Here is an 18,872-nt window from a genome sequence, read left to right on the forward strand (position 1 = left end):
CTCCTCAGCGGAGTCGGCGCAGGTACGGGTCCTGGGGCCTGCGTGGCAGCAGGCGCACACGCGCATCGAGCACGGAGACCGTGTCCGGTGTCGCGAGAACGGGGTTGAAGTCGGCCTCGGCGAGCTGAGGGAGGTCGCTCGACATGCGGGACAGACGCAGCAGGACCTGTTCGAGGGCTTCGAGGTCGACCGGGCCGCCGCCCTTGGCTCCGAAGAGGAGCGGGGCGCAGCGCGGGGTCGTGATCAGGTCGTGCACGTCGCGGTCGGTGAGCGGGGCGAGTCGGGCGGCGTGGTCGGCGAGCACCTCCGTCGCCGTGCCGCCGAGGCCGAACAGGGCCAGTGGTCCGAAGACCTCGTCCTGGACGACGCCCGCGAAGAGTTCGGTGCCGCGGGCGACGAGTGGCTGTACGACTACGCCCGTGAGCAGACCTTCGAACCGTGTCTCCAGGTCCCGGAAGGCAGCCCGTACTTGGGAATCGCCCTGGAGGTCGAGGTGGACGGCGTGCTGTTCGCTCTTGTGCAGCAGGCCCGGCCAGTGGGCCTTCATGACCACCCGGCCGTCGGGACCGCGCAGCCGCTCGGCGGCGATCACGGCGTCGTCCTCGGTCTCGGCCCAGGCCCACCGGAGCTGTGGAATGCCGTAGCAGGCGAGGAGTTCGGCGCAGGTGCGCGGGTCCAGCCAGCCGCCGTCGGGGTGCGCGGCCAGGTAGGCGTCGGCGACCTCGTGGGCGTGCTGGGTGTCGACACCGTCGAGGTCCGGCACCGTACCGGCGGGGCGGCCGAGCCAGGCGGCCCGCCGCGCGGCGTGGGCCAACGCCCGTGCTGCCGCTTGGGGTTCGGCGTAGGAGGGGACGGTGCCGCCGTCGGTGGCGGGCAGCAGTTTGACCGGGAGGTCCTGTTCGAGTCGCACCGCGACGACCGGCACCGTCCGGCGCCCGGGTCCACGGGCCTCGCCCGCCGGGGCGGAGTCCGGATCCTGCGACCGGGTGAGGGCCCGGGTCAGGTCGTCACCGGTCGCCGCGGCGACCGCCGTCGGGACGAGGGCCAGCAGGACGGCGTCGACACCCGGGGTACGGGTGATCCGCTCGACGCAGTTCCTGAGCTGTTCCTCGGTGACGGCGGCGGTCGCGTCGACGGGGTTGCCGACGGCGGCACCCTCGGGGAGTACGTCGAGCAGGTCGTCGACCGCCTCCGGGGTGAACGGCGGCAGGGTGAGTCCGGCCTCCGCGCAGGCGTCGGCTGCCAGGACGCCGGCGCCGCCCGCGTTGGTGACGATCGCGACGCGGGTGCCGGCGGGAAGCGGCTGGGAGTGCATCAGGGCGGCGGCTTCGAGGAGTTCGGCGACCGAGTGGGTGGCCGTGATGCCCGCCTGGGTGAACAGGGCCTGCCGGGTCATCGTCCGGGTGGCGGCGGCCGCCGTGTGCGAGGCCGCGGCGCGGCGGCCCGCGTCGGTGCGGCCGGCGTCGACGGTGAGGACGGGCATGCGCCGGGTCACTCGCCGCGCGGTGCGCGAGAAAGACCTTGGGTTGCCGAAGGACTCCAGGTGCAGCAGGGCGAGGTCGGTGCGGCCGTCGCCCTCCCACCACTGGAGCATGTCGTTGCCGCTGACGTCGTACTTGTCGCCGAGTGAGGCGAAGGAGGACACCCCGATGCCCAGGCGGGACAGCCCGTCGAGGAGCGCGATGCCCACACCGCCGGACTGCACGGCCACGCCCGCGGTGCCGGGGTGCGGGTGGTCGGCGGCGAAGGTGGCGTCGAGACGCAACTCGGGCTCCGTGTTGGAGACGCCGAGGCAGTTGGGGCCGACGAGGCGCATGCCGTACGCGCGGCATGCCGCCAGCAGCGCCTGGGCCTGGGTGCTGTCGAGGCCGGCGGAGACGACGACCAGGGCCCGTACACCGGCCTTGCCGCACTCTTCGGCGGCCGCCGGGACGGCGGCGGCCGGTACCGCGACGACGACGAGGTCGGGGGTCCTGGGCAGGGCGCTGACCGAGGGGTAGGACGGCACGCCGAGGATCGAGGCGACCGATGGGTTCACCGCGAAGAGCCGTCGGGTGAAGCCACCCGCGTGCAGGTGGTGCAGGACGGCGCGCCCCACCGAGCCGGGCCTGCGTCCCGCACCGACGACGGCGACGACGCCGGGCCGCAGAAGGGGCTCCAGGCTTGCGATGTCGGCGGCCCGCCCGCGGGCCTCGACGGCCGTCAGGTAGGTGTCGTCCTCGGTGAGGTCGACGGTGCAGCGCACCTCCGGCCCTTCGAAGCGGCGGGCCGTGCGCAGGCCGAGATCGGCGAAGAGCTGGAGGACCTCGTGGTTCTCGCTGAGGGCGTCCGCCGTGAACGTGACGATGCCCTCCGCACGGGCGGCCGAGACCAGGTGCTCGACGAGCAGGGTGCCGATGCCCCGGTGGTGGAGGCCGTCGGCGACGGCGATGGAGATCTCGGCCGAGTCGCCACCGTCCCCGGTGTCGTACTCGGCCAGGCCGATCACCTGGCCCTGTGTCTCGGCCAGCAGGGCCCGGTATCCGGGGCGGGGCGGAGCGCAGGCGCCGTCGGCGGCCATCTCGGCGGAGCGGCGGCTCGCCGCGAAGAAGCGCAGCCGCAGGTTGTCCGGGGACATCTCCTCGTACAGCCCCTGCAGCTGGTCGTGATCTCCTGGTGCCACGGGACGGATACACACGGTGGTGCCGTCCGAGAGCAGGGCGTGGACTTCTGGTCGGCTGAGTGCTTCGTCCGTCATCGCAGGTCTCCTCAAGGCCTCTGGGCACTTCGAGCATCCAGCGGTTCGGACCGCGGCCCCATGGGCTGTACGGGGGCGGTATGGGGGCCGGTCGGCCCCAAGGCCCCCGGCCGTGCGGCCGGTCCGGACGCTACGGAGGAGGACGCTCCGGGGGTGGGTGCCGCCCGGTGCCGGGGTGCGCGGCCTCCCCGCGGTCAGTACGGTGCTGTCCTGGTGTCCGACCTCGGGCGGGGTGGTTCCGCCGGGTCCGCGAGCGGTGGAGGCGGCATGGCCGACAAGAAGGCGGCGACTCTGCCGCGCAAACCGTACGAGCGTGAACTACTGCGCCTGCAGACCGAGTTGGTGAAGCTGCAGGAGTGGGTCCGGGCGGAGGGTGCCCGGCTCGTGGTGGTCTTCGAGGGACGCGACGCGGCCGGCAAGGGCGGCACCATCAAGCGCGTCGCGGAGCATCTCAACCCGCGGGTCGCCCGGATCGTGGCCCTTCCCAAGCCGACCGAGCGGCAGCGCACCCAGTGGTACTTCCAGCGCTACACCGAACACCTTCCCGCCGCCGGGGAGATCGTGCTGTTCGACCGCAGCTGGTACAACCGGGCCGGTGTCGAGCACGTCATGGGCTTCTGCACGAAGCAGGAATACCAGCTCTTCCTGCGCCAGTGTCCGATCTTCGAGCGGATGCTGGTGGAGGAGGGGATCGTGCTGCGCAAGTACTGGTTCTCGGTGAGCGACGCCGTGCAGGAGGACCGCTTCCGGCGCCGGCTCGACGATCCGGTGCGGCGCTGGAAACTCTCGCCGATGGACCTGGAATCGATCACCCACTGGGAGGCGTACTCGCGGGCCAAGGACGAGATGCTGGTCCACACGGACATCGCCGAGGCGCCGTGGTTCGTCGTCGAGAGCGACGACAAGCGCCGGGCCCGCCTCAACATGATCGCCCATCTACTGGGTTCGCTGCCCTACCGCGATGTCCCGCCACCGGTGCTGGAGCTGCCGAAGCGCCCGCCGTCGAGCGGCTACGAGCGACCGCCGCGCGATCTGCAGACGTACGTCCCCGACCACGCGGCGAGCCTCTGAGCGAGCGGCCGGCTCGAACACGCGGCTGTGCTCACATCGGCCGAGGGCCGACCGCGTCACCGTCCGGGTCGTCGGCGAGGGCGACCGAGGCCCGGACGCGCTTGCCGACCGGCTCTCGGTGCACCTCGAAGCTCTGGCACACCGCCAGCACGATCTCCAGACCGTGCTGCCCGACCCGGGCAGGGTCCGGCGGAAGGATCAGGGGCAATGCGGAACCGCTGTCCCACACCGTCACCGCCACGGTCCCTCCGCTGACCTCAAGGGTCATCACGCAGGGACCCGGAGCGTGTCTGCGGGCATTGGTCACCAGCTCGGACACCACCAGCTGGACCGTACCCATCGTCCGCGGGGACACCGGAAGCCCGTGCAGAGCCTGCACGGACTCCAGGAACCCGCGGGCCGTGTCACGGGCATCACCGATCTCCGCGGTGCCCTCGACCACGGTGGTGACCGCTGTCGTATCGCCGGTCAGTTGCTGCCGGCCCTGTTCCTGCTCAGCCAGATTCATACGTTCCGCCTCACTGCCGAAGCGCCGTTACCAGATCCCGCCTACCCCGGAAACACCACCGCACCGCCGACACGGGGACGGATATGGGGACGGATACGGGGCGGGACACCGACGCTCGTACGACCGCCCACGTGTCTCTCAGGGCCGATGTTCCGCGACTCCCGGTACGACGGCGACGGGGCAGGCCGAGTGGTGGAGCGCGGTGTGGGCGACACGGCCCAGCTGGAGGCCGAAGTGACCGTTCCGGCGCCGGGCCCCGACCACCAGCAGGTCCGCGGAAGCCGAGGCGTCCAGCAGCACCTTGCGGGCGGTGCCCTCGGGAGTACGACGGCGCAGGTCCACGGTCGGATACTCCGCCGCCATCTCGTCCACGGCTTCCGCGAGCGTCTCGACAGCTTGCTGTTCGTGCAGGCGGGCGGGTTCCCCGGCCAGCAAGGGATGGTCGGTGCTCTCGTGGGCGGGACACCGCCAGGCCCGTACGGCCTCCAGGACCACGCCTCGGCGCTTCGCCTCGTCGAAGGCGAAGCGCACACCGGCCGAGCTGCGCTTCCCCTCGCCGACACCGAGCAGGATCCGCCCGTGCGCCGCGAAGTCCGGCTGCGGCTCGTGACGGCCGCGCAGCACGATCACCGGGCAGTCGGCGTGGGCGGCGACCGCGAGACTCACCGAACCGAGCAGCAGTTCGGCGATGCCGCCACGACCGCGTGACCCGAGGACCAGGAGGGAGGCGGTGCGCGCCTCCCGCACCAGTGCGGGCACGGGCGCGTCGCGCAGCACCTCGGTGACGGTCTTCACGTCCGGCCGGCGCCGCTGGGCACGCCGCCCGGCCGCTTCCACGATCTTGTCGGCGAGAATCTCCTCCGACGTCCTGCCGAGGTCCGGGGAGAGCGCGGCGCCTTCGTACTGCTCCCACATGGACGCGTACACCAGTCGAAGCGGTGCCCCGCGCAGCGCGGCTTCGTCCGCCGCCCAGTCGACGGCGTGCAGGCTCGGCTCGGATCCGTCGACCCCGACCACCAGCGACTCTTCCATCACCCTCACCGTCCCGCGCCGAGGTCGAAGACGATCCGGGCCTTGACGTGACCGTGCAGCACCGCGTCGATCGACTCGTTGACGGAGTCCAGCGGGCGGGTCTCATAGATCACCCTTGTCCGGCCCGCCGCGTGCAGTCGGAAGACCTCCGCCAGGTCCTGCCGGGTGCCGACGATGGAGCCGAGGACCGAGGTGCCGCCGAGGACCGTGTCGAAGATCGGCACCTGGATCGTGCCGTGCGCGGGCAGGGCGACCATCACAAGCTTCCCGCCGCGCCGCAGTCCGGTGCGGACCGCGGTGAACGCGGCCTCGTTCACCGCCAGGGCGAGGGCCGCGTGCGCGCCGCCGTGACTCCTGAGCACCTCGCCGACGTCCTGCTTGCGGGCGTCGATGAGCAGGTCGGCGCCGAGTTCGGCGGCGAGGGCGAGCTTGTCGTCGGTGATGTCGATCGCGGCCACGGTGGCTCCGGCGATCTTCGCGTACTGCACCGCCAGATGCCCCAGACCGCCGATGCCGGATATCGCCACGAGCTGGGCGGGGCGCACGCCGGCCACTTTCAGAGCCTTGTACGTGGTCACACCGGCGCAGGTCAGTGGGGCGGCCTCCAGAGCGGTGATGCCGTCCGGCACCGGCTGGGCGAAGTCTGCCCAGGCAAGCATCTTCTCGGCGTACCCGCCGTCGCAGCCGTAGCCGGTGTTGACCTGCTGCTCGCACAGCGTCTCCCAGCCGGAGAGGCAGTGCTCGCACCGCCCGCAGGCTCTGCCCAGCCACGGCACGGCGACCCGCTGTCCCACGGACAGGTGGATGACGCCGTCGCCGCGGGCCTCCACGAGGCCGACGCCCTCGTGCCCGGGGACGAAAGGCGGGGTCGGCTTGACCGGCCAGTCACCGTGCGCCGCGTGGATGTCGGTGTGGCACAACCCGGACGCCTCCACCCGGACACGGACCTGCCCGGGGCCGGGCTCGGGATCGGGGCGCTCCTCGATGACCAAGGGCTCACCGAACGCCCGTACAACGGCTGCCTTCATGATCGTGTTCTCCTCTGCTGTACGCGTCCGTATGTGTCAGCCGTGCGCCACGACGGCGACAGGGGCTGTGGCGTGATGCAGGACGGCGTGTGTGACGGGGCCTATGTGCGTGCCGAAGGGGCTGCGTCGGATCCGTCGGCCGACAACGACCAGGGAGGCTTCACGGGACGCGTCCACCAGGTGGTTGGCCGCACTGCCGTACCGGGACTGTTCGACGACTTCGACGGTGGGGAACTTCTGCCTCCACGGGCGCAGCGCTTCGGCGAGGGCGGCCACCTGTTGCTTGGCCAGCTCTTCATGGAGCCCGAGGTCCGTCGGGAGTCCGTACGCGTAGTAGGGCGGCGGGTTCCAGCCGTGGACGACCCGCAGGCCCGACTCCCGCCGGACGGCGGCGTCGAAGGCGAACTCGATCACCGTGTCGTGCGGGCTGTCGGTGTCGAGCCCGAGGAGCACGGGCCGGAAGGGGCTCGCGACGGAGGGAATGCCGGACGGGTCCATCGTGTGTTCGTCGGCGGCCTGTTCTCCGGCGCGGACCAGGACCACGGGTCGCTCTGCCTGGGCGACGACGGCCTGGCCGACGGAGCCGAGCAGGAAGCCGCCGATGCCGCTCAGGCCCCGGGAGCCGAGGACCAGCAGTTCGGCGTCCTTCGCCGCGCGTGCCAGCACGTCGCGGGGCGTGCCGCTCAGCTGTTCCACACTCACGTCCACGCCGGGATGACGCAGCCGGACACCGTCAGACGCCTCGCGAGGAATGCGCTCGGTCCAGTGCTGCTGTGTCTCGGCGCCGAGGAGCGGCGCCTGGGCGATGGGTTCGGGGACCGGTTCCCAGACGTGGACGAGCTTCAGCGGCAGGCCGCGCATCTTCGCCTCGCGGGCCGCCCACTCGACGGCGGCGAGGCTCTCGGCCGATCCGTCGAGACCTGCGACAACTGTGCGGACCATGATGTGCCTCCTGAGTGGTGGTGTGGTTCCAGCCTCGTGACGCGGGGGGTTCGTGATGCAGGGGCCGCTGGTCCCCGGTTCGGGCCGAACGGCCCTGCGACCGGCGGACGCGGCGGGCCCGTGACGGGTCCGCCGCGTCTCCGTGCGGTCACCGCAGCCAGGGGTGGTCGCGGACGACGGGCATCCGCGCCCAGACCTTGCCCAGGCCCCAGGCGGCGCCGGCGCCGGCCGCCGCGAGTGCGATCAGGGCCACGGCGTAGATCACGTGGTAGTCGACGAACGGGTTCGTCGACATGCTCGGCGCACCGTCGGACAGGTGCTTCGCCGGCGGCCACTCGGCGATCCACATCAGCGCCATCATCGCGGTCCCGGCCAGCGCGGCCAGCCGCAGCGCGACACCGGCGGTGACGGCGATCCCGACGCCCAGCAGGCCGAGCATGAACAGCCAGTTGGCCCAGGTGGCCCCGGCCCACTCGTGGAACGTGGACTCCATCGGCCCGACGGCCACGCTGCTGAGGAATCCCTTGGTCGGTGAGCCGCCGTCGATCCAGCCCTTGCCGGACGGCGTCGCGTAACCGAAGCCGAACGTCTTGTCCAGGAACGCCCAGAGGAAGACGAACCCGGTCAGCAGACGCAGCGACGCGAAGGCGTAGGCACGTGCGGTGTGCGTGTCGGTGAGCGTCGACACCGCGTCCCCTGATGTGGATGTGGTCCGGTTCCCGCGCAACGACGGCAGGTGGAATCCCGGACTCCGGTGTGGGTGCTCGTGCACGGCCATGGTGGTGATCCCTTCGAGGTTGGTCCACTCGGTCTCTGACACCTCTCACTCTTGACCCACGGGGCGCTGCGCACCGGATGCCGAAGGTCCGCGACCGCGGGGCTGAACGTCCCTATTGGCAAGGCCTGTTGGGCGGGGGTGGCCGGATGTCCGTGGGCGGGCGGACCCCTGCAGTCGCTCCCATCCGGCCCGTCCGGCCCCTCGCAGACTCCCGTCCGCCGGTGGATGCTGAGATCACCCGCCGGAAGGAGGACCATGGCCCGGAGCTCGGGTGGCCGTGTCCCACCGTGGCGCCGTCTCGTCCCCGGGCTCGGCACGTTCACCGGCTACCGGCGCGCCTGGCTGAAGGGCGATGTGCTGGCCGGACTGACCGTGGCCGCGTACCTCGTACCCCAGGTCATGGCGTACGCGGGTGTGGCCGGGTTGCCGCCGGTCGCCGGACTGTGGGCCATCCTGCCCGCGCTCGGCCTGTACGCCCTGCTCGGCTCCTCCCGGCTGCTCTCCGTCGGCCCGGAGTCGACGACGGCACTGATGACGGCGACGGTGGTGGGCCCGCTCGCCGGCGGGGACCCGGCCCGGTACGCAACGCTGACGGCCGCGCTCGCGATCGTGGTGGGCCTGCTGTGTGTGGTGGCGTGGGCGGCACGGCTCGGATTCGTCGCGGATCTGCTGTCCCGGCCGGTTCTCATCGGCTATCTGGCAGGCGTGGCGCTCATCATGATCGTCGATCAGTTGCCCAAGCTCACCGGTGTGCGCACCACGGGCTCGGCGTTCTTCCCTCAGCTGTGGTCCTTCGTCCGGAACCTGCCGGACTTCCATCGGCCCACGCTGCTCCTGGCCACCGCCGTGCTCGTGTTCCTCTTCGCCACCGCCCGGTACCTCCGCTCCGTACCCGGCCCCCTGCTGGCCGTCGTGCTCGCCACCACGGCGGTCGTGGTCCTAGGACTCGACGACCGACACGGCATCAAGGTGATCGGCGACGTGCCGGCGGGCCTGCCCGCTCTCGCTGTGCCGGACCCGACCGAACTGACACATCTGGTACTGCCCGCGCTGGGCGTCCTCCTCGTCGGCTACACCGACGTCGTCCTCACCGCGCGGGCCTTCACCACCCACGACGCGAACACCCTGGACGCCAACCAGGAGTTCCTCGCCCTCGGCGCGGCCAACCTCGGCGCGGGCGTGGTGCACGGGTTTCCGGTGAGCAGCAGCGCGAGCCGTACCGCGCTCGCCGCCTCGGCCGGCGGCCGCAGCCAGATGTACTCACTGATCGCGGGCGCAGGCGTCCTCGCGGTACTGCTGCTCCTCAGCCCCCTGCTCTCCCACACCCCGACGGCGGTGCTGGGCGCGCTCGTCGTCTACGCGGCGATCCGCATGATCGACCTGGCGGGCTTCCGGCGCCTGGCCTCCTTCCGCCGCCGCGAACTGCTGCTGTCACTGGGCTGCCTGGCCGGAGTGCTGACCCTGGACATCCTGTACGGCGTCCTGGTGGCCGTCGGCCTGTCGGTAGCGGAACTGCTCACGCGGGTGGCCCGACCTCACGACGCAGTCGAAGGCGTGGTACCCGGAGTGGCAGGCATGCACGACGTCGACGACTACCCGCAGGCACGCACCATCCCCGGCCTGCTCGTCTACCGCTACGACTCCCCGCTCTTCTTCGCCAACGCGGAGGACTTCCGCCGCCGGGCGCTGGCCGCGGTCGACGAACAGAACGGCCCTGTGCGCTGGTTCGTCCTGAACACCGAGGCCAACGTCGAGGTCGACATCACCGCCCTGGACGCCGTCGACGCACTGCGCCGGGAACTCACCGACCTGGGCATCGTCTTCGCCCTCGCCCGGGTCAAGCAGGACCTGCTGGACGACCTGGAGGCATACGGCCTGGTGGACAGCGTGGGCACGGACCTGGTCTTCCCGACGCTGCCGACGGCGGTGGCCGCGTATCGGGAGTGGTGCCACGAAAAGTAGTCCGCAGGTTCCCACCGGGGAGCGTCAGCCCTGGCATGAGGTTCACCGAGTCCGGGGACGCGGCCGCAACGGACGGTGCGGAGGCGAAGGCGGACCTCTCACCGACAGAGTGAGCAGGAATGCCGCTTGATTCGCGCGGCAAGAGTGCGGCGGACCTCGACTCACGGGCAGTCTCCCCGCAAGAGAAAGACACTGAATCCAAACGCCCCCTCGACTCCACACCTCTCACCGATACGCAATTCCCGCGCTTACCGCTGGGGCTGAAAGCAAACGATCTCGACATCTCCGCTCGACGAGTGAAAATGAGACAGAACCGTTGACTGGACCGTCCCGCCCACCCCGCAATGCATCCGCCACACGGCCTCTCCGCTCTGCGTAGCCGGGCCCTGCGTTGCTACGGCACCAGCAGAGCATGGCTCCGGTACACGCGTGCACCGTGTAGGACCCAGCCTCCACGGGGGGAGCGGTCAGTCATGCCAGGCCGCCATGAGACGACACCAAGTGGCCCCACAAGCGGACACAGAGACCAGAACGGTCTAGCAACCCCCGGCTCCGCCCCTCAAGATCGGCCGATCTCACGCTGCGATGCACAGAAATAGCAGGTCAGAGGCACTCTGACCTGCCACCACGCCCCCCTTCCCCATACGCAGGGCTCTTGCTGACGCGCATCCGCTAAGCTGTGCTTGGTCAGTCGTTGGTACGTCGTGTTGCCTGCTCTGGTGGCATCGCAGGGAGCGTCGCACGAGGTCTGACCAGCGGGCTTGCAGTCCTCGCCGAAGATCCACAGGCTGGATTTTCTACAAGGTTTTCTACAAGCCCCCGCCTTCGTAGCTCAGGGGATAGAGCACCGCTCTCCTAAAGCGGGTGTCGCAGGTTCGAATCCTGCCGGGGGCACAGCGCAAAGGGCCAGCTCAGGAGGGTTTACCTCCCAGGCTGGCCCTTGTCTGTTTCAGGCGCCGTGCCACACGCGTGCCACTACGTCCGCTCGGAGCCCTCTTCCGAGTCGCCCGGCGTCCCTCCCCCACCTTCCTTTCGGATCATGGCGCCCAGCCGATCAGCGATGGTTCTGTCCCGGTCGCTGGTCATGTGCTGATAGATCAGCGCAGCACGGGAACTGCTGTGTCCCATCCTCGTCATCAGCTCACGCGTGCTGGCCCCGGCCGTGGAGGCGAGAGTGTTGCCCGTGTGCCGTAGGTCGTGAAAATGCAGCTCGGCCGAGACACCGGCCGCCTTCCTGGCCTTGACCCAGTCATCCCGGAAGTTGCTCCGCCGAAGCTGACCGCCCTGCGGACCGACGAACAGGTGGCCGTCCTGCCCAGCGGCGGCATAGTGCTCCAGGTGTCGCTGGATCTCGTCCACCAGCTCGGCGGGGAACGAGACTGTACGGACCCCCGCCGCAGACTTGGGCGCCTTGTCGAAGAGCCGCCCGTTCTGCAGCTCTGCTTGCGCACGCCGGACGACAACCGCGCGGCCGGCCAAGTCGATGTCCTTGCGCCGGAGCGCTGCCAGTTCACCGAAGCGGAGGGTCGTGAACGCCGCCAGGAGAACGAGGAGCCGGTAGCGCGGAGCGATGGAGTCGGCCAAGCCAAAGACTTCTGCCACCGACAACACTGGCCGCTCCGGCACGTCATAGCTGTCCGCGCCTTTGATACGGCACGGGTTGCGGCGGATCATCTCGTCGTCCACGGCTGTGTTCATCAGGGCCCGCAGAAGTTGGTACGCCTTGACAACCGTCGGCTCCCCCACGTGGGCAGCGAGCAGTTTGCCGCGCCAGCTCCGAACCCGAGCGGTGGTGACGTCGGCAACGGAACCCGCACCGAAGGTCGGCACGATGTGTAGCCGTATCACCGACTCGTTCCGCTCCCGGGTGCGGTCAGCCAGCTTCCGATCCCGCAGCCACGCCGTGGCGTAGTCGGCAAAGTTCACCGCACCGGCGTCCGGATCCGCCCACTGCCCGCGCGTAATGTCCGCCTCGATGTGCGTGAGCGCGACTTGGGCGTCTGTCTTGGTCTCGTACGTCTTCTCAGCCGGGCGGAGGAGTCCGGTCTCAGGGTCTCGGTAGCGGACCTGCCACCGGCCGGACGCGAGCTGTCGGACAGCACCGAAGCTTCTGCGCTTCCCCTTCTTGTTGGGCATCAGGCAGCCCTCCGCAGCATGCCAACGTGCTGCCGGATCGGCTGCACCGTGTGCGCGTCGATGAAGGACCCCAACGCGCTTTCGGGGATACGCACGTGGCGGCCGACCTTGACGAACGTGATGCGTCGCTCCGCGATGAGACGCCGCGGAAAACGCTCCGTGGTGCCGAGGAGTTCAGCGACCTGTGCCACGGTGAGGTAGCGGTCAGCCACGGGTCGGTTCTCCTTCTGTTCCGGGGGCAGGTGCGAGGGTTTCGGCAAGCCACGCTTCGGCGTCGGTGAGGCCGGATCCGGCGTAGACCCAGTGGGCGAGGACGAGGGTCGTGCTCTCGTCGGTCGCGCACTCGATGTCGGTCGTGGCCTCCGCGACTTGTGCGCGACGCCATTCGGCACGGGCGGTGCGAAGTGCGCCGAGGGTGGTGGAGTACCGGCGGGACTTGGTGGAGAAGTGGCCGCGGAAGCCGAGCATGTGGGCCCAGGCCCGGAGCCGGAGTTCTTCGAGGTCCTTGCGGGCCCCGAGGGTCCAGGCGGTACGCACCAGCCGCCGGGCGTGTTCGCTGATGTCGAGCTGGGCCAGTTCGGCGAGGAATTTCAGCGGGCGGTCGAGAGCTCCCGTGGCGGTCTCGGCGCCCTTGGTGGCGTACTTGGCGATGTACGCGGCAACGGCCCGGTCGGTCAGCTCCTGGCCGCCGTCGAAGTCGGCGCCACGGATGGTGCGTACGTCGAGCTGACGGCCGAAGGCGAAGACGTGAGCGCGGCCGTCGATGACTGGGCCGTCCACGCGCGCAGCGGTCGCGGCGGCCCGTATGGCATCGGTCAGCAGCTCGGCAGTCGCCCAGGCAGGAGGCGGGGTGTCGCCGCCCTCCGGGCCGTCGATGCGGATGACGGCGTGGAAGTGGACGGCTCCGCGCTTCTGATACTCGGCGACCTTGGCGAAGGACACCCGGGCGTGCTCGCGGAACTCCCGCTGTGAGAGTCCGGCCCGCTTGGAGACCTCCCGTCGTAGGTAGGTCGAGAAGCGGCGCCACAGCGGACCGGCGTGCGCGTTCCAGAGCACGGCCGCTTCGTAGTCGTAGGTGTCCGGGTCCAGCGGAGTGCCGAGTACGTCGTCGTCCTGGTCGTGGAAGATGCCGCACCGGCAGCGGCGGACCGAACCGGCCGGACCGGTGGGGCGGTTGTGGACGGGGCCGAAGCCCGGGGCGGTGAAGGTGGCGAAGACGCGCGGGTGTGCGGCGACTTGTTCGGGGACGCCCTTGCCGCCGCGCAGGCCGGAGGTGATCAGGTGGAAGGTGTCGCGGCGGTAGACCTCCGAGCAGGCCGCACAGCGTGTCGTGCGGCGGTTGTTGCAGCGGACCAGGAGGTGACCGGCCGGGAGGCCGGTGGAGTCGAGGCGGTGGAGGAGGTTGCCGATTTCGCCGGTGCGGGTGTTCACGTCGTACTCGGCGCGGTGGCCGTCGAGGCGGATCGGCTGGGTGCAGCCGCCGAGGCCGGAGAGCTGACGCAGGAGCGCGGGCATGGTGCCGAGGGAGGCCAGCTCGCCGAGTTCGGCCAGCGGGGGCGGGGTGGCGCGGGTGATGATGGCTTTCTCCTTCTGGCTTCGGTCAGGAGGGGCAGGGCCCCCGGGGCGGCGGATGCTTGGCGGTGTCGGTCCGCCCCGGGGGTCTGGTGTCGATGGCTGGTCTGGTTGGCCGGTGTCAGCGGCGGTGCTGGTCGCGGAGCATCGAGCGCAGGACCACGGCGGCGACGGCCACGGAGATGGCAGTGACGGCGACGGCGGCCAGGAGCGCGGTCAGCACGACTCCGCCGACGAGAACGGCCGCGACCGCTCCGGCGCTGACGGATATCTGCGGAGCCGAACGCCGTACGGGAGCCGGATCGGTCGACGCGTGCGTGTGCGTAGGCGGCGGTGTCGGACTGTCGGGGTACTTGGGCAGGAACATGGCGAAGCTCTCCTTACCTACTCGTCTAGTCATGTGAGCCGTTGATGACGTCCACGCCGGTACGCGTGCCGGATTCGATGGCCGGGGCCATGAAGGTGTCGGAGAGCCAGAAGCCGAACAGGGCGATCAGGACGACGATCCAGATGCGGACGCCGAGGAACTTGACCGCTCCCCAGGCGAAGAAGCCGAGGACGGCGACGAGGGGCAGGCTGACGGTCACGGGTTCGGGGTCCTTTCAGCGGATGGGGCAGCGGTGGGTGCGGGCGGCGAGTTCGGCGGCGGCGCGGCTGTCGTAGTCGGCGGAGAAACCGCAGCGCGGGGCGGTGCACGCGGCCGTGTGTTTCTCGCGCCCCCGGCCGTCGTAGAAGGTGCCGACCTGGACGGGGCCGATGCGGGTGACGGAACGGAAGCGGCGGTTGGCGGTCAAGCGGATCTCCTTTCAGGGCTGATCAGACTTGTCAAATCTGGGCGGCGATGGCTTCGGCCATGGGCGCGGGGACGCCGAGGCGAGCGCGGAGGGTCGGGGTGTCGATAGCCGTTCCGGTACGGGTGCGGTGCTCGGCAGCGACCTTGCGGGCGTGCTCGACCAGGGCGGCCGGAACGGATACCGCAGGAGCAGGAGCAGATGGACTGAGCGCGGCCGTCGGAACGGGTGCCGGATCGGCGGCCGGTAGCGCGGGCGGTTCGGGGACGGGTTCGGCGTGCTCCTCCTGGTCCACGTCGTCCGCAGAGGTCTCCCCTACGTCCTCCGCCGCTTTCGGCACCGAGTGCGCGAGGAGCGTTCCGCCGAGGAAGGCGACCGCGGGCCAGCCCGCGACGAGGATGCGCAGCCATGCCGGCACATGGTCGAGGTCGAGCAGTCCGGCGGTGGCGATGTTCGCCCCGAGGGACGCGGCCAGGGCGATGACGAACCAGCACCACCCGGACGCTTTGGCTTTACCGGTCCGCAGTTGGCGCCAGGCGGCGACGAGCAGCAGGTCGACCGAGACGGGATACGCCCACGCCTTCCACCCGTCCTGACCGGCCGCTAGGGCGATGTCGTGCAGGTGGGCGAAGGACAGCGCGGCGGCGATGACCGCTTGGACGAGTACCGCGTCGACGCGGGCCAGTAGGGCGCGCATGCTGGGGCTCCTTCCTGTTCGAGGCATGGGAGGGGTAGGGACGTGGCGCGAGGCGGCCACGCCGACCGGGGTGGAGCGAGGTAGTGCCTAGCGGCTCAGCCGGAAACGGCGCACGGCTGCACGACTCGGGGCAGGTGCCTTGACCGGCCGCACCGGCACAGCGGGCCGGAAGGGCTTGAGCACGGGCAGGTCGGGGACCAGGTGGGCCGACTCGTGGCAGATCTCGGCGGCATCGCCGAGGGAGAGATACTGCGTGCGGATGCGGGACCAGCCGCCGGAGGTGTCACCGGCCACGGCGAGGCCGGGCAGTTCCGGGGCGATGGCGCAGGCGGCGGAGACCGCTTCGGGGGCGATGTCGCCGAGCGCCATCTTGGCGGAGGCTTCGTCGTTGACACGGTGGCAGACCCGGCCGGAGAGCTGAGCCCGCAGCATGGTCGCGCCCTTGCCCAGCTCGGCGCCGAAGCGCTGCCCGCAGACCTCCAGGTAGATCCCGGCGGCACGGCCGAGCTGGGCGAGGCGGATGAGCTGGGTGACCATCTCGTCTCGTCGGTCCTCGTCCTTCCGCGTGGCGACGAGGAAGAGTTCCGCGACCTCGTCCACGAACAGCACGACGGGCACGGGCCGTTCGTGCTCGGGCAGACCCCAGATGTCAGAGGTGATCTCCTCATCCGGGGTGCCCGACGCAATACCCTGCCGAGCCTTGATCAGGTCGTAGCGGTCCTCCATCTCATTGATGAGTACGGGCAGCAGTTGGGCAGCCTGCGTGGGGTCGGTGGCCAGGGCCGAGAGCCGGGCGGCGAAGGGCGCCAGCTCCACACCGCGCTTACAGTCGATGCCCACCAGGGCGACAGGCTGCCGGGCGAGTCCGGCGACGAGGTGGCGCAGGTACATGGACTTGCCCGACAGCGTGGCGCCGAGGGTCAGTTGATGAGGAACGGTCCGGTAGTCGCGTACGAAGGGCGTGGCGTCCTCGCGCAGTGCGACCGGTATTCGCAGGTGCCCGGCCGGGGACTTGCGCGGCATGCGGACCTTGCGCAGCACGTCGAAGCCGACGAGCCGCAGTTCGACGACACCGGGCTTGACCGTCGTGACGTACACAGCGTGGACGCCCCAGGCGTGCCGGAGCCGTTCGGCCGAGGCGGCGACGTCGGCGGGTTCCTGCCCCGGGGCAAGCCGCAGACGGAGCCGCAGCCCGGTCGAGGTGGGCCGGATGATGCCCCGACGCGGCGGAACGGGCCGCACCTCGCGCCGAGTGGTGGCCTTGACCGCCAGGACCCGCAGCCGGGAGGGGGCGACAGTCAGACCGCAGGCTTCCATGACCGAGCCGTACGAGCTGAGCAGGCGGGCCGTGGACAGGGGCAGGCCGACCGTGGACCAGTAGACGCCGGGGTGTTGGGCCCGGGCGTAGGCGGCCCCACCGCCGAGTGCGGCGACGGGACCACCCACCTCCAGAAGCGTTGCCAGATCGGTCATCAGGCCGAGGCCCCCATGACAGCGGGGAAGGCGGCCGGGGTGACGGCGGCGGCGCGGTAGGCGATGCCGTGGCGCTGCTGCCCGTTGAACACGCTCTCCCACGGCCGGGCCACCAGGCCGGGCAGCGAGATCGGAGCACCGAGCGCCAGCCCCTCGGAGACTCCGCTCTCCGGAATGGTGACCTTGATTAGTGCCGACTCCCCCTCCTCGATGTAGACGACGCCGATCGTCATCAGTGCCTCGCCGCTGTTGACGTCCTTGGCGATCTCGCCGGTCTGTCGGTCGCGAACCTTGGGTTCGGGTGCCTCGGTCAGCAGGATCGTCGCGGCCGAGGTCTCCACACGGATGGTGCGCAAGGTTTCTCCCTATCTACTCGTCTAGATGAGTGGCATTCTGCGAACCCGGTGGATCCGGGAACGTCGGCCACTCTGACACACAACTTGCCCACTCGTCTATACGAGTATGCATGTTGGAGTAGACGAGTTCGAAGAAGAGACATGGCCCGCCGCCCGACCGCGCGACGTCACCCGAAGGAACCGTCCTCACGGATGGCGAAGAACTCGCAGCCGTCGTGCTCGAAACGGGCACGACCATCGAACAGCGAGTCAGGTTGGGTGCAGACTCCCCAGTCCCGCCCCAGCTCTCCACTCAGCGCGACCCAGAAAAGACAGCCTCCGCACTGCTCGTCGAACCACTCATCCCGGTAAGTCGGGTGGCCAGTAGTCCGGTTCAGCGCCGGCAACCAGCGCTCGTGGCAATCGTCGTTGTGTTCACGGTCATCGCCTGTCCAAGCTCTGCCAGGCGTCGAGCGATCCGCGTTCACGTTGCCGGAAGCTGGTACGACAGCACGTACGCGTCCGCCGCCATGACGGTGTCGCAGACCTCCACGGGCCGCTTCTCGGTGTCGTACGCGGTACGGATCAGATGGATCACAGGGACGCCGGAGGCGAGATGCAGCGTCTTGACCTCGGACGGCGAGGGCATCCGGGCCCGGATTTCTTCCTCGAAGTGGTCGAGGTGGTGGCCGAGTTCTTCGAGCCGGGCGTAGATGCCGCCGGGGCCGGGGTTGGGTTCGGCGATCCGCGTACCGCGGGCGATGTCGAGCGGCAGGTAGGAGGTGGCGAACTCGACCGGACGGCCGTCGAGCAGATACCGGCGCCGCCGGGCCAGCACACGTCGCACGGAACCGAGCCGGGCGGAGATGTCCTGCGTGGCTTTCTCCTCCTTGACCTCCAGGCTGTCCACCTTCGGGTGACTGCCGGCAGCGTCCGCCTCGACGATGAACGCGGACTTCCCCTGCTCGCGGTGGCGCCGGGCGAACCGGTCGGAGGCGAGCCGCCGCACAGGTGGTCGCGGCCGGACGAACACGCCCTTGCCGTGCTCGGCGTGTACCAGGCCCTCGCCCTGGAGTACCGAGAAGGAGTTCCGAACGGTCATCCGGGATACGCCGTAGTGCTCGACAAGCTCAGCTTCCGAAGGCAGCTTCTCCCCTTCCTTGAAGCGCCCACGGTCGATGGCCTCGCGCAGCTGGTCGGCGATCTGCCGGAACACCGCACGATCGCTCGTGGGATCCAGGCCACCGAGCAGGGACGGAAGAGAGGTCACGAGTACTCCTTTAGGTATCTAGACGAGTGGGCGAGTGTTGTTGCTACGGTTGAGAGCCTAGCCATCTGAGAGGGTCGAGGAACGTGACCACTGACCGTCCGCACTCCGTGAGCGTTGCCGGAGTCATCGTCGACGACCAGGGCCGGGCCCTCTTGATCAAGCGCCGAGACAACGGCCACTGGGAGCCCCCGGGTGGCATCGTCGAGCGGGAGGAAACCCTCCCCGAGGCGCTTCAGCGGGAAGTCCTCGAAGAAACCGGCATCAAGATCGCGCTTCCCGCGACCCTCACCGGCGTCTACAAGAACATGACGGGCCTGATCGTCTCCCTGGTCTTCCGCTGCGAAGCCGCCGACGGCACGCCAACCACCGGGGACGAGACCCGCGCTCTGCGGTGGGCCACCCGCGAAGAAGTCACCGACCTCGCCGACGAGGCGTACGCGATCCGTGTCCTGGACGCTCTGGACGCGTTGTCTCCACCGGCCGTACGCGCACACGACGGCGTGAAACTCGTCTAGCCCGAACCCGCTGCACATGGCGGCC

Annotated in this window: 20 protein-coding genes and 1 tRNA gene; 4 read left to right on the plus strand and 17 right to left on the minus strand. The window is 70.2% G+C overall.

All coding sequences use genetic code 11. From position 1 onward, the window contains the following. Nucleotides 1–4 precede the first annotated feature (4 nt). Entirely contained in the window at nt 5–2,737 is a 2,733-nt protein-coding gene (locus tag OHS59_RS19580) for a bifunctional acetate--CoA ligase family protein/GNAT family N-acetyltransferase (RefSeq protein ID WP_328494700.1), read from the minus strand. A gap of 267 nt (nt 2,738–3,004) precedes the next feature. Here OHS59_RS19580 and ppk2 point away from each other — a divergent pair, with 267 nt between their 5' ends. Further along, nucleotides 3,005–3,808: a polyphosphate kinase 2 gene (gene ppk2 / locus OHS59_RS19585; RefSeq protein ID WP_328494701.1), complete on the plus strand. Its 804-nt coding sequence runs from the start codon at nt 3,005–3,007 to the stop codon at nt 3,806–3,808. A gap of 31 nt (nt 3,809–3,839) precedes the next feature. Here ppk2 and OHS59_RS19590 read toward each other — a convergent pair whose 3' ends face one another. From OHS59_RS19590 to OHS59_RS19610, 5 genes are all read right to left on the minus strand, one after another. Beyond that, complete coding sequence (locus OHS59_RS19590; protein ID WP_328494702.1) at nt 3,840–4,316, minus strand: ATP-binding protein; 477 nt, start codon at nt 4,314–4,316, stop codon at nt 3,840–3,842. A 138-nt stretch (nt 4,317–4,454) separates the two neighbouring features. Continuing rightward, a complete protein-coding gene (locus OHS59_RS19595) occupies nt 4,455–5,348 on the minus strand; it encodes a universal stress protein (RefSeq protein WP_328494703.1) in 894 nt (297 codons plus the stop codon). 5 nt (nt 5,349–5,353) lie between these two features. After that, a complete protein-coding gene (locus OHS59_RS19600) occupies nt 5,354–6,376 on the minus strand; it encodes a zinc-dependent alcohol dehydrogenase (protein WP_328494704.1) in 1,023 nt (340 codons plus the stop codon). Nucleotides 6,377–6,412: 36 nt separating this feature from the next. Continuing rightward, complete coding sequence (locus OHS59_RS19605) at nt 6,413–7,318, minus strand: universal stress protein (RefSeq protein ID WP_328494705.1); 906 nt, start codon at nt 7,316–7,318, stop codon at nt 6,413–6,415. A 148-nt stretch (nt 7,319–7,466) separates the two neighbouring features. Beyond that, the gene (locus OHS59_RS19610; RefSeq protein WP_328499279.1) at nt 7,467–8,096 is read right to left on the minus strand and encodes a hypothetical protein; all 630 of its coding nucleotides are present in this window, start codon (nt 8,094–8,096) and stop codon (nt 7,467–7,469) included. A gap of 255 nt (nt 8,097–8,351) precedes the next feature. On the opposite strand from OHS59_RS19610, the gene OHS59_RS19615 reads away from it, so the two are divergent. Further along, the gene (locus OHS59_RS19615; RefSeq protein WP_328494707.1) at nt 8,352–10,058 is read left to right on the plus strand and encodes a SulP family inorganic anion transporter; all 1,707 of its coding nucleotides are present in this window, start codon (nt 8,352–8,354) and stop codon (nt 10,056–10,058) included. Nucleotides 10,059–10,879: 821 nt separating this feature from the next. Continuing rightward, nucleotides 10,880–10,952 (plus strand) — tRNA-Arg (locus OHS59_RS19620). An 81-nt stretch (nt 10,953–11,033) separates the two neighbouring features. Here the strand turns inward: OHS59_RS19620 and OHS59_RS19625 are convergent. The 11 genes from OHS59_RS19625 to OHS59_RS19675 form a co-directional block, all read right to left on the minus strand. Continuing rightward, nucleotides 11,034–12,194, minus strand: a complete 1,161-nt coding sequence (locus OHS59_RS19625; protein WP_328494708.1) for a tyrosine-type recombinase/integrase — start codon at nt 12,192–12,194, stop codon at nt 11,034–11,036. Next, a complete protein-coding gene (locus OHS59_RS19630) occupies nt 12,194–12,406 on the minus strand; it encodes an excisionase family DNA-binding protein (protein ID WP_328494709.1) in 213 nt (70 codons plus the stop codon). The genes OHS59_RS19625 and OHS59_RS19630 overlap by 1 nt, the downstream gene beginning before the upstream one ends. Continuing rightward, nucleotides 12,399–13,709, minus strand: coding sequence for a replication initiator (locus tag OHS59_RS19635; protein ID WP_328494710.1), 1,311 nt, complete (start codon nt 13,707–13,709; stop codon nt 12,399–12,401). Before OHS59_RS19635 ends, OHS59_RS19630 begins: the two co-directional genes overlap by 8 nt. Before the next feature lie 178 nt (nt 13,710–13,887). Further along, nucleotides 13,888–14,133, minus strand: coding sequence for a SpdD protein (locus OHS59_RS19640; RefSeq protein ID WP_328494711.1), 246 nt, complete (start codon nt 14,131–14,133; stop codon nt 13,888–13,890). A gap of 25 nt (nt 14,134–14,158) precedes the next feature. Then, nucleotides 14,159–14,353, minus strand: coding sequence for a hypothetical protein (locus OHS59_RS19645; protein ID WP_328494712.1), 195 nt, complete (start codon nt 14,351–14,353; stop codon nt 14,159–14,161). 15 nt (nt 14,354–14,368) lie between these two features. Next, complete coding sequence (locus tag OHS59_RS19650) at nt 14,369–14,560, minus strand: mobile element transfer protein (RefSeq protein ID WP_328494713.1); 192 nt, start codon at nt 14,558–14,560, stop codon at nt 14,369–14,371. 31 nt (nt 14,561–14,591) lie between these two features. Then, entirely contained in the window at nt 14,592–15,254 is a 663-nt protein-coding gene (locus tag OHS59_RS19655; protein ID WP_328494714.1) for a DUF2637 domain-containing protein, read from the minus strand. An 87-nt stretch (nt 15,255–15,341) separates the two neighbouring features. Beyond that, complete coding sequence (locus OHS59_RS19660; protein ID WP_328494715.1) at nt 15,342–16,727, minus strand: FtsK/SpoIIIE domain-containing protein; 1,386 nt, start codon at nt 16,725–16,727, stop codon at nt 15,342–15,344. After that, the gene (locus tag OHS59_RS19665; RefSeq protein ID WP_210880941.1) at nt 16,727–17,083 is read right to left on the minus strand and encodes an SCO3933 family regulatory protein; all 357 of its coding nucleotides are present in this window, start codon (nt 17,081–17,083) and stop codon (nt 16,727–16,729) included. Before OHS59_RS19665 ends, OHS59_RS19660 begins: the two co-directional genes overlap by 1 nt. A gap of 167 nt (nt 17,084–17,250) precedes the next feature. Beyond that, the gene (locus tag OHS59_RS19670) at nt 17,251–17,550 is read right to left on the minus strand and encodes a DUF3027 domain-containing protein (RefSeq protein WP_328494716.1); all 300 of its coding nucleotides are present in this window, start codon (nt 17,548–17,550) and stop codon (nt 17,251–17,253) included. Then, complete coding sequence (locus tag OHS59_RS19675; protein WP_328494717.1) at nt 17,547–18,332, minus strand: GntR family transcriptional regulator; 786 nt, start codon at nt 18,330–18,332, stop codon at nt 17,547–17,549. Before OHS59_RS19675 ends, OHS59_RS19670 begins: the two co-directional genes overlap by 4 nt. A 107-nt stretch (nt 18,333–18,439) precedes the next feature. On the opposite strand from OHS59_RS19675, the gene OHS59_RS19680 reads away from it, so the two are divergent. Beyond that, on the plus strand, nt 18,440–18,847 hold the full coding sequence (locus OHS59_RS19680) for an NUDIX hydrolase (protein WP_328499280.1): 408 nt from the start codon (nt 18,440–18,442) through the stop codon (nt 18,845–18,847). Nucleotides 18,848–18,872 lie beyond the last annotated feature (25 nt).

Origin of the sequence: Streptomyces sp. NBC_00414 (assembly GCF_036038375.1) — a bacterium.
Taxonomy (GTDB): Bacteria; Actinomycetota; Actinomycetes; order Streptomycetales; family Streptomycetaceae; genus Streptomyces.

Bases quoted from the DNA above. Each gene is read 5' to 3' on its own strand.
- OHS59_RS19640 (WP_328494711.1), bottom strand. From the start codon at position 14,133: ATGTTCCTGCCCAAGTACCCCGACAGTCCGACACCGCCGCCTACGCAC.
- OHS59_RS19590 (WP_328494702.1), bottom strand. From the start codon at position 4,316: ATGAATCTGGCTGAGCAGGAACAGGGCCGGCAGCAACTGACCGGCGAT.
- OHS59_RS19655 (WP_328494714.1), bottom strand. From the start codon at position 15,254: ATGCGCGCCCTACTGGCCCGCGTCGACGCGGTACTCGTCCAAGCGGTC.
- OHS59_RS19595 (WP_328494703.1), bottom strand. From the start codon at position 5,348: ATGGAAGAGTCGCTGGTGGTCGGGGTCGACGGATCCGAGCCGAGCCTG.
- OHS59_RS19600 (WP_328494704.1), bottom strand. From the start codon at position 6,376: ATGAAGGCAGCCGTTGTACGGGCGTTCGGTGAGCCCTTGGTCATCGAG.
- OHS59_RS19635 (WP_328494710.1), bottom strand. From the start codon at position 13,709: ATGCCCGCGCTCCTGCGTCAGCTCTCCGGCCTCGGCGGCTGCACCCAG.
- OHS59_RS19580 (WP_328494700.1), bottom strand. From the start codon at position 2,737: ATGACGGACGAAGCACTCAGCCGACCAGAAGTCCACGCCCTGCTCTCG.
- OHS59_RS19625 (WP_328494708.1), bottom strand. From the start codon at position 12,194: ATGCCCAACAAGAAGGGGAAGCGCAGAAGCTTCGGTGCTGTCCGACAG.
- ppk2 (WP_328494701.1), top strand. From the start codon at position 3,005: ATGGCCGACAAGAAGGCGGCGACTCTGCCGCGCAAACCGTACGAGCGT.
- OHS59_RS19610 (WP_328499279.1), bottom strand. From the start codon at position 8,096: ATGGCCGTGCACGAGCACCCACACCGGAGTCCGGGATTCCACCTGCCG.
- OHS59_RS19615 (WP_328494707.1), top strand. From the start codon at position 8,352: ATGGCCCGGAGCTCGGGTGGCCGTGTCCCACCGTGGCGCCGTCTCGTC.
- OHS59_RS19605 (WP_328494705.1), bottom strand. From the start codon at position 7,318: ATGGTCCGCACAGTTGTCGCAGGTCTCGACGGATCGGCCGAGAGCCTC.
- OHS59_RS19660 (WP_328494715.1), bottom strand. From the start codon at position 16,727: ATGACCGATCTGGCAACGCTTCTGGAGGTGGGTGGTCCCGTCGCCGCA.